The organism is Streptomyces sp. NPDC005899 (assembly GCF_040629645.1).
GTDB lineage: Bacteria > Actinomycetota > Actinomycetes > Streptomycetales > Streptomycetaceae > Streptomyces.
The window spans coordinates 1-12,525 of record NZ_JBEXWB010000178.1; the positions used below are offsets into that span (position 1 = coordinate 1).

9 protein-coding genes, 1 tRNA gene and 1 pseudogene are annotated in these 12,525 nt (G+C 74.5%); 6 read left to right on the plus strand and 5 right to left on the minus strand.

The window, feature by feature from the left end:
- Positions 1 to 248 precede the first annotated feature (248 nt).
- Entirely contained in the window at positions 249 to 1,712 is a 1,464-nt protein-coding gene (locus ABZ371_RS19875) for a glycosyltransferase (RefSeq protein WP_358681193.1), read from the plus strand.
- 5 nt (positions 1,713 to 1,717) lie between these two features.
- Complete coding sequence (locus ABZ371_RS19880; RefSeq protein ID WP_358681195.1) at positions 1,718 to 3,253, plus strand: DUF6056 family protein; 1,536 nt, start codon at positions 1,718 to 1,720, stop codon at positions 3,251 to 3,253.
- A 154-nt stretch (positions 3,254 to 3,407) separates the two neighbouring features.
- On the opposite strand, the gene ABZ371_RS19885 is transcribed toward ABZ371_RS19880, so the two are convergent.
- Both ABZ371_RS19885 and ABZ371_RS19890 read right to left on the minus strand, forming a co-directional pair.
- A tRNA-Pro gene (locus ABZ371_RS19885) sits at positions 3,408 to 3,481 on the minus strand.
- Between the two features lie 50 nt (positions 3,482 to 3,531).
- On the minus strand, positions 3,532 to 6,189 hold the full coding sequence (locus tag ABZ371_RS19890) for an AAA family ATPase (protein ID WP_358681198.1): 2,658 nt from the start codon (positions 6,187 to 6,189) through the stop codon (positions 3,532 to 3,534).
- 107 nt (positions 6,190 to 6,296) lie between these two features.
- Here ABZ371_RS19890 and ABZ371_RS19895 point away from each other — a divergent pair, with 107 nt between their 5' ends.
- The 3 genes from ABZ371_RS19895 to ABZ371_RS19905 all read left to right on the plus strand — a co-directional run bounded on the left by ABZ371_RS19895 (position 6,297) and on the right by ABZ371_RS19905 (position 7,784).
- Positions 6,297 to 6,812 (plus strand): DUF309 domain-containing protein, encoded by a 516-nt coding sequence (locus ABZ371_RS19895; RefSeq protein ID WP_358681201.1) that lies wholly within the window; start codon positions 6,297 to 6,299, stop codon positions 6,810 to 6,812.
- Between the two features lie 101 nt (positions 6,813 to 6,913).
- Entirely contained in the window at positions 6,914 to 7,336 is a 423-nt protein-coding gene (locus ABZ371_RS19900) for a DUF350 domain-containing protein (RefSeq protein WP_358681204.1), read from the plus strand.
- Between the two features lie 124 nt (positions 7,337 to 7,460).
- Positions 7,461 to 7,784: a hypothetical protein gene (locus tag ABZ371_RS19905; RefSeq protein ID WP_358681207.1), complete on the plus strand. Its 324-nt coding sequence runs from the start codon at positions 7,461 to 7,463 to the stop codon at positions 7,782 to 7,784.
- A gap of 32 nt (positions 7,785 to 7,816) precedes the next feature.
- Here the strand turns inward: ABZ371_RS19905 and ABZ371_RS19910 are convergent, their stop codons facing one another.
- The 3 genes from ABZ371_RS19910 to ABZ371_RS19920 are packed head-to-tail and all read right to left on the minus strand — an operon-like array spanning position 7,817 to position 11,951.
- Positions 7,817 to 9,088 carry an FAD-dependent oxidoreductase gene (locus ABZ371_RS19910; RefSeq protein ID WP_358681210.1) on the minus strand — a complete coding sequence of 424 codons (1,272 nt, stop codon included), beginning with the start codon at positions 9,086 to 9,088 and terminating at the stop codon, positions 7,817 to 7,819.
- Positions 9,085 to 10,521, minus strand: coding sequence for an FAD-dependent oxidoreductase (locus tag ABZ371_RS19915; protein WP_358681213.1), 1,437 nt, complete (start codon positions 10,519 to 10,521; stop codon positions 9,085 to 9,087). Before ABZ371_RS19915 ends, ABZ371_RS19910 begins: the two co-directional genes overlap by 4 nt.
- Positions 10,518 to 11,951 carry an FGGY family carbohydrate kinase gene (locus ABZ371_RS19920; RefSeq protein ID WP_358681216.1) on the minus strand — a complete coding sequence of 478 codons (1,434 nt, stop codon included), beginning with the start codon at positions 11,949 to 11,951 and terminating at the stop codon, positions 10,518 to 10,520. The genes ABZ371_RS19915 and ABZ371_RS19920 overlap by 4 nt, the downstream gene beginning before the upstream one ends.
- Before the next feature lie 369 nt (positions 11,952 to 12,320).
- On the opposite strand from ABZ371_RS19920, the pseudogene ABZ371_RS19925 reads away from it, so the two are divergent.
- Positions 12,321 to 12,525, plus strand: a pseudogene (locus tag ABZ371_RS19925) (hypothetical protein); the annotation flags it as partial.

Below are 12,525 nucleotides of genomic sequence, written 5' to 3' on the forward strand. Positions count from 1 at the left end.
GGCGCGTCCCGCACGCCCCTGCGCCGCCGCGCGGCGGCCCGGTACGCGCCCCTGACCGGAGCGGGCCCGCGATCCGGTTCCGGTGGCCCGGCCAACGGGTGCTCCCCTGCGCCGTTCGTGCGAAAGAGCGCCTCGGCCCGCGCGTGCGGACGAGAAGAGGAGGGCCCTCGCCCTTGGATGGGCGGCGGTGGTGCAGCAGAGCGATCCGCAAACGAGGTCCTGGTCCAGGGACGTCCCGGAGGTGCCGCATGACCGGCCTTCAGCTGTCGGTCGTCGTGCCCTGCTTCAACGAGGCCGAGGGCATCGGGGCCTTCCACGCGACCCTGGTCGCCGTCCTGGACGGACTCGGCGAGACCTTCGAGATCTGCTACGTGGACGACGGCAGCACCGATCGCACCCGCCTGCTCCTCAACTCGTTCGCCGTACGGGACGTGCGGACCCGCTACACGGCGTTCAGCCGTAACTTCGGCAAGGAAGCCGCCATGCTCGCCGGTCTGCGCATGTCCCGGGGCCGGGCGGTGGTGATCATGGATGCCGACCTCCAGCACCCGCCGGAGCTCATCCCCCGCATGCTCGAGCTGCACCGCCACGGCTACGACCAGGTCATCCCGCGCCGCGACCGGTCCGGTGAGGGCGTGGTCCGCAGCGCGCTCAGCCACGCCTACTACGCGGTGGTCCGCCGTTGCGTGGACGTGCAGCTCCTCGACGGCTCGGGGGACTTCCGGCTGCTGTCCCGCCGGGCGGTGGAGAGCGTGCTGTCCCTCCCGGAGAGCAACCGCTTCTCGAAGGGCATCTTCTCCTGGATCGGTTTCGACACGGTGAGCTTCCGCTACCGCAACAGCGAGCGTGTCGCCGGGCGGTCGAAGTGGGGAAGCAGGCGGTTGCTGAACTACGGGATCGACGGGCTCCTGTCGTTCAACAACCGCCCGCTCCGTCTGGCCATCTACACCGGCTTCTGGGTCTTCCTGTCGGCCCTTGCCTACGCCATGTGGACCGTGGCCACCGTGGTCCTGCACGGGGCGGACACCCCCGGTTACGCCACCCTGCTCACCGCGGTGGTGGCCCTCAGCGGAATCCAGCTGGTCACGCTCGGCGTCATCGGCGAATACGTGGGGCGCATCTACCACGAGGCCAAGCACCGCCCGCCCTACGTGGTGCGGGAGACGGACGAGAACTGCCCGGCTCCCCCGGACGCCCCTCCTCCCCCGACGCCGGGCGAGCCGGACGATCCGGCGGGCGCGCGGATCCGCACCGCGCGCCAGTTCGCCGCCTTCGTCCTGGTGGGCTGTGTGAACACGGCCGTGTACCTCGGCGTGTACGCCGTCCTGAACCGCCGGATCCCCTACCTGTCCGCTCACGTCCTCGGCTACGCGGTCGCCATCGTCTGCTCGTTCCTGCTCAACTCCTACGTCACCTGCCGCACCAGGCCGACGTGGCACGCGTTCGTGCGCTACCCCCTGTCGAGCGCGGTCAACATCGTGGCGTCGGGCGCGCTCCTGTACGGGGCGGTCAGCGGCCTCGGCATGGACAAGAACGTGGCCGCCCTCGCCGCCGGGGTGCTCGTCACCCCGGTGTCCTTCCTGCTGGCCCGGTGGGCGATCATGTCGGGCCGCCGGCCGGCCCCCTCACCTGGGGCGGCCGCCCGGCGCGCGGAACCGCCCGTGGGCGAGCCGGTACACGGCCGCCCCCTCCCCTCACCCGAGGAACGGTGAACTCGGTGCCGGACAGCACACCGGAGTCCTCGGTCCCCGAGCGGCCGGACGGCACGCGACGGCGGGAGGCGGACAGTGGCCGGAACGAGCCGGGTCCGGACCCCCGGCCGCGCGCCCGGACCTCCGTCCGGCTGATCGCGCTGTCCCTGCCGCCGCTGGCCCTGCTCGCCGCGGCGGCGTGGTTCGGCCGCTCGGTGCGGCCGGGCGCGGACGACTGGTGCTTCCTCCCCCTGGTACGGGACGAGGGCGTCACCGGCATCGTCCACCGGTTCTACTCCGAGGACAACGGCCGTGTCGCCAACGCGGTCCTGGTCGGCGCCTACGCGAAGTTCCAGGTCGCCGGCCACCAGTGGTTCGGCGCGGTCAGCGGCGTGCTGACGCTCGCGGTGCTGTGGGCCCTGACGGTCCTCGTGCTGCGGCGCGTCCGGCTCACCGTGCCACGCGGGCTGCCGCTGCTGGTCGCGGCGATGTCGACCGCCCTGTTCCTGTTCGTCACCCCCAACACCTACAAGACGTTCTACTGGCCCGCCGCGTCGGTCTCGCACACGATGCCGCCGGTGCTGGCCTGCGCCGCGCTGCTCCCGTTCCTGGCCGCCCGCTCACGCCGGGGCAGGAGTGCGGCCGTGGCATGCGTCCTCGCGGCCGGCCTCGTGCTCGGCACCCTGTCCGAGGAGACCGCGATCGTCGTGACGGTGCTCCTGGTCACCGCGCTCCTGCTCAGCGGCCGTGCCCCCACGGGGCCCGGCCGCCGCTTCGTGCGCCTGTGGTGCGCGGCGGGGGTCGCCGGGGTGGTGGCCGGGGCCCTGGTGCTGCTCACCTCGCCCGGCTCGAACGCGCGGCGGGAACGCTTCGGGGCGGGCAGGGCGTCGCTGGTGGCACCGGAGTCCCTCGCCGCGTCGCTGCGCGGGTTCGCGGAGATCGCCCACTCGGTCCTCACCACGTGGAGTTACGCCGGGGCGGTGGCCGTGGGGGTGCTCCTGGGCCTGCTGTGCAGGCGGCCGGACGGCGACCCGCCCACCCTGCCCGCCAGGTGGCCGTCGGCGGTCTGTGCCGGAGCGGCCGCGCTCCTCGTGTCCGGCTACCTCTGCACGGTCATCACCTACCCGGTCTTCCAGGACCGGGTGAGCTCCCCCGGTGCCGGCCGGCTGTGGAACGACTACCTCCTGGCTTACGTGGCCCTGCTCGTCGGCGCCGGGGCGCTGCTGGGCGTGGCCGCCCGCCGGAGGGCGCGGTGGACCGCGCCCCTGCGGGCCGTGTGCGCGGTGCTCTGCGTCCTGGCCTGCTTCGGCCCGGCCGTCGCGTTGCTCGGCCTCGACACGGACCTGCGGGAGCGGGCGACGAGGTGGGACGCCCAGGACCGGCGGTTGCGCGAGGGGGCGGACACCGGCGCCAGGGTGCTCCCGTACGAACGGCTGGTCATCAGCCAGATGCTGGAGCCGTTCAGCCGGCAGGGGCGCTCCTACTGGCCCGGAGGGTGCGTCGCCGACTACTACCGGATCGAGCGCGTCACCGACGCCACCCGCCCGTCCGCCCGGCCGTAGGGCGGCACGAGCGGCCCGCGCGCCGGGCTGCCTCGGGCGCGAGCCGTCCGACGCGCCGCGCGCATCGACGCTTCCGGTCACGACCAGCCCCGAGCATGGCGAAGGCCGGTCTCGGATTTCTCCGAAACCGGCCTTGACCTGCGACTGTCTCCAGTCGGGACGACAGGATTTGAACCTGCGACCCCTTGACCCCCAGTCAAGTGCGCTACCAAGCTGCGCCACGTCCCGATGCGATTCCCCCCGGACTTACCGGGTGGCCGCGCAGGACAAACATTACCTCACTCCGCGGGCCGCATCGACGTCCGCATCCGCTGGGCGCGGGTCGCCAGTCCTTCGGCACCGCAGGCCGTGGCGAGCTTCTGGGCGCGGGCGAGTTCCCTCCGCGAACGGCTCGCCACCCCGTACTCGAAGCGGGCCGCCGCGTGCTCGTACGCGGACGACGACGCCTCGAGGTGCCGTACTGCCTCCGCCAGCAGGCGCGTGGCTTCCTCGGGCGGGGCGAACAGGGCCACGCAGCGCAGGGCTTCACCGATCGCGGTGTCGGTGCCGAAGCGTTCGGCGTGGATCCGGGCGCGGTCGGCCAGCTGGGCCGCCCGCGACCGGTCGGTGTCGGCCAGGGCGCGGGCGAGGTCGCCGGTCCACGGCGCCCAGACACCGTTGAACCGGCCCCTCGGCTCGAGGGCCGCACCGGCCGCCTCGAGTTCGGCCACGGCTTCCTCGGTACGGCCCTCGGCCAGCAGCAGCCGGCCGCGGATGCACGGGGCGTCCGGCAGGACCATGGCGCTGGGATACGGCGGCCCGAAGGAGTACCGGTCGGCGACGAGCCTGGCCTCCGCGGTCCTCCCGCGGGCGATCAGGGTGTCGACGAGCAGGCAGGTGGCGTCCCAGTGGACGGGCAGGCCGCTGCCGACCCGGTCGGCGAGCCGCAACCCCTCGCGCAGGAAGCCCTCCGCCTCGGCGAGACGGCCGCGCCGGCGGTGCACCAGCCCCAGGAGGGTGTGGGCGAAAGCGAGGTGCGCCCCGCTCCAGCCGGAGATCTCGAAGGCGCGGACGGCTTCGCCGAAGAGTTCCTCGGCGCGGTCGAGCTGGTCGGTGAACGCGTAGGTGATACCCACCATCGCGGGCAGTTCGAAGCCCCACTCGGTGTCGGTCCAGCTCAGCCCGCGTGCGGGCCGGCCGTTCACGAGCGCCCGTTCGCAGAGGTCCACGACGAGTTGGGCGTCCTCCCCGCGGAGCATGGCGTCGAAGGCCCGGAGGGTGAGCAGGGCGCGTTCGGCGTTGTCACGGCCCTTGAGGTGGCCGGCGTTGCGGGTGAGCCGGGCCGAACGCGCGGGGCCGTCGTCCTCGGCGGCCTGCATCCCCTCCCAGAGGAAGTGCGCCGCCTGCAGCCTCATCAGCCCGGGACCGGGAGCCGTACGGGCGGCCTCGGCGGCGAGCGAGAGCGCCGCCTCCTTGAGCTGGTTGTTGTGGGACAGGGCGGCGGCCAGCCGGAAGGTGGCGTCGACCCGCAGCGTCTCGTCGAGCCCGGGGGTGTCGAGGGCGGCGCGCAGGTGCTGGACCGTGGTGGGCGGTGAGCTCAGCAGCGTGGCGCAGCCGAGTTCGTACAGCAGGGCGGCCCTGTCGTGGGGGCGCGGCGGCTCCTGCAGGGCGCGTTCGAGGCAGCGCCTGGCCGCTTCCGGGGCGCCGACCGCGAGGTGCTGGCCCGCCGCCTCACGGAGCTGGGCGACCACCTCCTGGTCGTCGTCCGGGTGCACCTCCAGGAGGTGGCGGGAGGCGGCGGCCGCTCCGAGTCCGGCCTCGGTGATGGCCCAGGCCGCCCGCCCGTGGAAGGCGGTGCGCGTGGCGGGCGGGATGGAGCGGTAGACGGCGGAGGCGATCAGCGGGTGGACGAACTCCAGCGGGTCGAAGCCGCTGACGATGCGGGCGTCGCGCAGCCGCGCCGTGCAGTCGGCGGCCTCGGCCGGGCTCATCCCGGCGAGGTTGGCGGCGAGTTCCTGCGAGATCTCGGTGCCGAGCACGGCCGCGGCCCAGGCGAAGCGGTTGGCGTTGGTACCGAGCCGTTCGAGGCGGGCGACGAGGCCGCTGCCCCGTGCCGACGCCCCGAGTTCGCGCAGCAGCCCGGCCGACTCCTCGACCGGGGGCAGTTCGCGGTCCTGCGCCTTGGCGACCAGCTCGACCGCCTCGTACGGGTTGCCGCCGGTGACGGCCCACACCTCGCGGCAGAACGGGTCGTCGGCGTGCTCCCCGAGGGCGGCCCGCACGAGCTCCGCCGTGGCGTCGGGGGTGAGGGCACGCAGGGCGACCCGGACGAGGGCCGGGTGGCCCGCGAGGCCGCCGTCGTGCGGGGAACGGCCCACTTCCCAGTCGGCGTTGCGGTCGGCGAGCTCCTGGGGCCGGTGGGCCTGGACGACCAGTAAGGGCAGTTCCGACAGGCGTGCCGTGAAGCCGGCGAGCCAGGCGAGCGATTCGCCGTCCGCCCAGTGCGCGTCGTCCACCATGAGGAGCAGCGGCCGGTGGCTGAGACGGGAGGCGAGCCGGGAGACGACGTGGTCGAGGCCGTCCCTGACGCCCTGGGGGTCGGGCTGCGGGCCGGTGGGTTCGGCCAGCCCCAGCGCGGGGGCGGTGATCTCGAACCAGTCGCCGAACAGCGCTCTGGCCTCGTCGGCGGGGAACTGGTCCAGCGCGGGCTGCAGGAGCTGGCGTACGACGTGGAACGGTACGGACGTCACCGTCTCGCCGCCGCGTGCCGACCAGACCGTGCAGCGGTCGGCGGCCATGGCCTGGATCTCGCCGAGCAGGGCGGTCTTGCCGATGCCCGCCTCGCCGCTGAAGACCAGCAGCCCGCCGGTCGCTTGCCCGCCGCAGAGGGCGTCCACCGCCTGTGCGGCGGCGGCGAGTTCCGGTTCGCGCTCGTACAACGGCCGGGACGGCTTCATGCCTCCCCTTCCCAAGGTGGTTGCGGAGGTCTCCGAGCCTAGTCGTGCGCGGGTGCCCAGGGACAGGGTTCACGGGGTTCGCCGCAGGTGCGAGGCACAATCGGAGGGTGGACGAATCTCGCAGGGACCGCGACGGGGAAGGGCGGGCGCGCAACGCGCGCCCCCGCGACGGGCTGGGCCGCCCCCTGCCTTACGGGGCTCCGGGCGTGGAGCGCCAGCCCGAGGGCGTGGTGCGCTCCCCCGACGAGACGGTGCGCGAGGCCCAGCGGCTGCTCGACGCCGGTATGCCGTTCCACGCGCACGAGGTGTTCGAGGACGCCTGGAAGTCGGGACCGGACGCGGAGAGGGAGTTGTGGCGGGGCCTCGCCCAGATGGCGGTGGGGCTCACCCACTCCGCCCGGGGCAACACGGCGGGTGGCGCGAGGCTGCTCCGGCGGGGGGCCGCCGCGCTGGAGCCCTTCCGGAGGGCGGAGCCGCACGGGATCGCGGTGGGCGGGCTGATCCTCTGGGCGCGGGAGCTGGCGGGCCGGGTGGAGGACGCCGGGCAGGCGGCCGGAGGCGGGCACGTGGTGGACGCCGCGGCGGAGGCGCCCCGGCTGCGGCCTGGGGCCCACCTCGGGTAACGGCCTTGACTACGATAGGTTTTGCTCTTTCCTGACGCCCGTCACGCCTCCCGTGTCAGGTGCTGCCCTCGAAACCACTCGCTCAGGAGACGAACGCCTCGATGACCGACATCGTCAACGGCCTCGGCCGTGCCACCGCGTACGGGGCCCTCGGCGTCGTACTGCTCGTCCTCGGCATATTTCTGATCGACGCCCTGACCCCCGGCAAGCTCGGCCGCCAGATCTGGGAGGAGCGCAACCGCAACGCCGCCCTGCTGCTCAGCTCCGCGCTGCTGGGCATCGGTGGCATCGTCTTCACGTCGATCTGGACGACCTACGACGACTTCGGCAAGGGCCTTGCGTCGACCGCCGCGTTCGGGCTGCTCGGCCTGGTCATGATGGCGGTGGCGTTCCTGGTCGTGGACCTGGTCACGCCGGGGAGGCTCGGCGCGACACTGGTGGAGCAGGAGCCCCATCCGGCGGTCTGGGTGACGGCGTGCTGCAATCTGGCGGTGGCCGCGGTCGTCTCGGCCTCGATCGCCTGACCGCACGCCGGCCACTCGCCTCACCGCACCCGGGCCGGCCCCCGGCCGCGTGTGGCATGATCGGACCGGGCGTTCCTCCCCGCCCGGCGGTCTGCGGGACGCGCAGCTACTACGATCCGGCGTCATGACCACTTCTGACCAGGACCAGGACCGGCAGCCCGAGGACATAGCGGAGCCCACGGCCGCGGAACGCAGGCTGACGCCCCGACAGGCGCGGCGCCTGCGGGTCGCCCTCTCCTCGGTGGGCATGGCGGTGACGGGCGTCGTCCTGGCCCTGCGTATCGCCAGCCGGTCGTCGGTGCTGGTGGTCGGGGTGTACGGGCTCGCGCTCATCCTCTGCGGAGTGGTGATCGAGCTGAGCAGGAACGGCCGGACGCGCCTCGGCAGCTGGCTGCTGGGCATCGGCCTGGTGGCGGCCGTCGGCGCGGACTGGCTGCTCATCCCCTAGCGGGGGCGGCCGGGCCCGGCGGCGGCCGCCGCTCAGCGGCCCGGAACGGTGACCCGTACGGGCGGGCCGTGCGGATCGACGTGATCCAGCCACTCCGCCGCCAGGTGGAACGGCCGGCCGGGGACGGCCGGGAGCAGGAGCCGCTGCCGGTGCAGTTCACGGGCGCCCTGGCTGACGAGGAGCAGCGGCCGGGGCAGCCGCCGTGCGGTACGCAGCACGAACCGGCCCCCCGCGGGCCGTTCACCGTAGGGGCCCGTCACGTTGGGCGCGATCCACCGCAGGGGCGGCTCCACCACGACGGGGCGCCCGGGTGCCGTGGGCAGGTCGGTGCCGGCCAGGTGGCGCAGGACGGGCACGGCGACGGCGCGGCCCTCCATGGCGGCGAAGTCCGCCCGCTCCACGGCGTGCAGCAGATTTCCCGCGGCGAAGACTCCGGGCCGCGAGGTGCGGAGGGCGGGGTCGTGGGCGGGTCCCCGGGTGCCCGGGTCGAGGACGAGGCCGGCCCGCCGGGCCAGCTCGTGGTCGGGGACGAAGTCGCCGGTGAGGACGACGGTGTCGCAGCGCAGGGTGGTGGAGCGGCCGTCGTCGTGGCGCAGCTCCACCCCGGAGAGCCGGGGCCTGCCCCGCAGGGCGGTGACGGTGGCTCCGGTGAGCAGCGGAAGGCCGGGGTGACGGACCCGGAGCGGGGTGGACGGCCGGTCGGTGACCATGGCGACGACCTGGGCGCCGGCGGCGCGCAGGGTGGCGACGGCCGCGTGGGCGACGGGCTCGTCACCGACGACGACCGCCCGCCTCCCGACCCGCCGGCCGTGGAGGTGGACGGCCTGCTGGAGTTCCCCCGTGGTGTAGACGCCCGCGGGCCGGGTGCCGGGGATCAGCCGGGCGCTGCGCGGGCGTTCACGGGCTCCGGTGGCGAGGACGACGGCGGTGGCCGTGATCCGTTCCAGCCCGGCCGGTCCGGTGGTGTCGGCGGTACGGGGCCCCGCCCAGCCGGTGACGGTGACTCCGGTGCGCAGGACGGCGCCCGCGCGCAGGGCCGCGGCGACGAGCTGCCGGGCGTACGCGGGCCCGCTCGTCCCGCCCCGGGCGTAGGTCCGCGCGGATGGGCCGAGCGGCCGCGCCGCCGCGCGGCCGGTGCCGAATCCGCCGTGGAGGCAGTGGCGGGGGATCCCGCCGGCCTCGGACTCGCGTTCCAGGATCTCGATGTGCCCCGCGCCGGCCGCGGCGAGCTCCGCCCCGGCGGCGAGGCCCGCGGGGCCCGCCCCGACGATCAGGACGTCGACCTGGCGTTCGGTCCGGGTCATGTGCGATCCCCCTCGAACAGGGCACGGAGTGCCGCGCCGCAGTAGAAGCCCTGGCACCGGCCGCCGCGGGCACGGGTGCGGCGCCGCAGGCCGTCCGTGGAGTGCGGTGGGAGGGTGGCGGCGAGCGCGTCGCGGATCTCGCCCAGGGTGACGTGCTCGCAGTGGCAGACGATCGTGCCGTACGCCGGGTCGCGTGCGATGAGGTCCGCCCTCAGGTATGGCCTCGGGAAGGCTTCGCCGAGGTTCGGCATGGTGACGTCCGGCAGCTCGTGCCGGGTGCCGAGTCGCAGGCCGATGCCTTCGAGGAGTCCGGTGACGTGCCGGGCGATCGCCATGGAGGCGGTGAGGCCGGTGGACCGGATGCCGCCGACGGTGACGTACCGCCGGCCGGGGTGCTCCCGGATGCGGTAGTCCTCCTGCCCCGTGGCCGCGCGCAGTCCCGCGTAGACGGCGGTGACCTCCTCGTCGAGGAGCGCGGGCAGGATGCGGCGGCCCTTCTCCCGCAGGAGCCGCAGGCCTTCGGCGGTGGAGCCGGTGGCCGTCTTGTCGTCGAGCTCCTCGGCGGTGGGTCCCAGCAGCACGTTGCCGAACACGGTCGGTGCGACCAGGACGCCCTTGCCGGCCGCGGTGGGGACCGGCAGCAGGATGTGGTCGACGAGGCCGCGGGCGAGCTTGTCGAAGACGATGAGCTGGCCGCGGCGCGGGGTGACGGTGAACTCCTCGTGGCCGAGGAGCCTGTCGATCTCGTCGGCGTACAGCCCGGCCGCGTTGACCAGGTACCGCGTGCGCAGCGGGCCGCGCGAGGTGCCGAGCGTGTGGCCCTCCGGGTCACCGCTGACGCCCGTGACCCGGCAGTTGAGGTGCAGGTGGACGCCGGCACGCACGGCCTGGGTGGCGAAGGCGAGCGGTGGGGTCCAGGGGCAGACGATGCTCTCGTCGGGGATGTCGAGCGCGCCGAGTGCGCCCGGACCGAGGTGCGGTTCGCGCGCGCGCAGTTCGTCCGCGCCGATGACGCGGGCCGCGTGGTAGCCGTTGCGCGCGGCTTTGGCCAGGAGCGCGGGCAGTTCCGCGAGCTGCTCGTCGTCCCAGGCCACGAGGAGGGCGCCGACCCGCTCGACGGGGATGCCGGTCCGGGCCGCGTACGCGGCGAGCTGCTCCCGGCCCTCGCGTACGAGCCGGGACTCCAGTGAGCCGGGCACGGCGTCGAAACCGGTGTGCAGGATGGCGGTGTTGGCCTTCGACGTGCCCTCGCCGACGTCGTCGGACGCTTCCACCAGTGCGGTGCGCAGGCGGTATCCGGCCAGTTCGCGGGCGATGGCCGCCCCGACGACACCGGCCCCCACGACCGTGACGTCGTACGTGCCGGCGCCGTCGGCGCCGTCCGGTCCGCCGTCCGTGGCGAGCGGCCCGGACGTGGTGACCGTGGGCGTCATGTGCGCTCCAGCAGGGTGTCCACGGCCGTCCGGAAGCGCGCGAGGCGCTCGGCGGCCTCGTCCGGGCCGATCCGGGGCTCGTAGACGGCCGAGGGCCGCCACCGCGGTGTCACCTGCCGGGGCGACAGGCGCGGGTCCAGACCGAGCCGGGCGACCGCGCCGGCGCCGAGCGCCGTCACGTCGGGCAGCGCGGAGACCTCGACGGGGCGTTGCAGGAGGTCCGCCTGCGTCTGCATGAGCAGGGCGGAGCGGGTGAGGCCGCCGTCGACGCGCAGGGTGGCGAGGGGCCGGCCGAGGTCGGCCGCCACGGCGTCGGCCAGGGCGACGACCTGCGCCGCGATGCCCTCGCACAGGGCTCGCACCAGATGGCCGGCCGCGGTGTCGAGGCCCAGGCCGGTCACCGAGCCGCGGGCGTCGGCGCGCCACCAGGGGGCGGCGAGGCCCGCGAGCGCCGGGACGAACACGACTCCGCCCGTGTCCGGGACCGTCGACCCCACCGGGTCGAGGTCGGCGGCACCGGAGATCACGCCCAGGTCGGAGAGCCACCGTACGGCGGAGGCGGCCGTGTAGACCTGTCCGTCGAGGCAGTAGTCGGTGCGTCCGCCGATCCGCCAGGCGACGCAGCTCACCAGACCTCGGGAGCTGATGCGTGGGCTGCTCCCCGTCTGGGCGAGCAGGAAGGCACCCGTGCCGTACGTGCACTTGGCCTGCCCGGGTTCGAGGGCGCCCTGGGCCAGCAGGGCGGCCTGCTGATCGACGATGAGGCCGGTCACCGGTACCTCCCCGCCGAACGCGGTGGTGGTGCCGACGGGTCCGGCGCAGTCGACCACGGTGGGCAGCCGCTCGTCGGACAGGCCGAAGATGTCCAGGGCGGCGGCCGACCAGCCGACCTCCCGCAGGCCGAGGAGCTGGGTACGTCCCGCGGTGGCCGCGTCGGTGACGAAGGCCCCGGTCAGCCGGTGGACCAACCAGGCGTCGCTGGTGGTCACCACCCCCTCCCGGGTCACCTCACGGCGGATCCAGGCCATCTTGGGTGCGGCGAAGTAGGGGTCGAGCGGCAGCCCGGTCAGAGCCCGCAACTCCTCGCCGTACGCCCCGAGCCCGGCGCACACGCCCTCCGCCCGCCGGTCCTGCCAGACGACGGCGTCGGTGAGTGGGCGGCCGGTCGCGGGGTCCCAGGCCAGGACCGTCTCACCCTGGTTCGCCAGACCGACCGCCACGACGGGCTCGGCCGCCGCGGCCACGGCCTGCCGGCCGGCGTCCAGCACGGAGCCGAGCAGTTCGGCGGGATCCGCCTCGACCGTCCCTCCGGCGCCGTACCGGGGACGGACGGGAGCGGAACCGGAACCGATCACACCGCGTTCGGGACAGATCACCAGGGCCTTCGTACCGGACGTGCCCTGGTCGACGGCGAGTACGGCGCCTGTCATCGACACTCCCGTCGTGCGGTCCGCCCGCGGCGGGCTGACACATGATCATCCGGTTCCGGTCTCCACAGTCGTGCAGTCCAGCCGTTGCGTCAACCCTCGCCCCGACTTCCCGCCCGAGGGCCCTGCTGACGCTCAACGTCCGGCGGATGGGGCCAACTTGCGGAAGATCCGCAAAGTCGCCGGATCGCGCCTGCCCGGCGCCTACACTCACCGCCGAGCAACCAACCGGACGCTTGACGGCAGTTCACGGCCCGAGCTGTCCCAACCCCCCACGTCCTTGAGGATCCATGACGCACAGATCATGCCGCGTGCCGTTCGGTCCGGCACCCCGCTCCGTCGCCGCCGGCCGTCCGGGGACGGGGCACACCGATGGCAACCAGTGACTTCCGGCCGGTCTACCATCCGGCCGGCCACGACCACGCGTTACGCACGGCGCTCCAGGACCTGCGCACCGGCCGCTGGCTCTCGATGCGCGACCTGCTGGAGAGCACCCCGGACTGGGCGCTGTGGACCCAGCGCACCCAGGTGCTCGCGTCCGTCGCGGCGGGTTCCGACGCCGTGCGGGCCTGGCTGG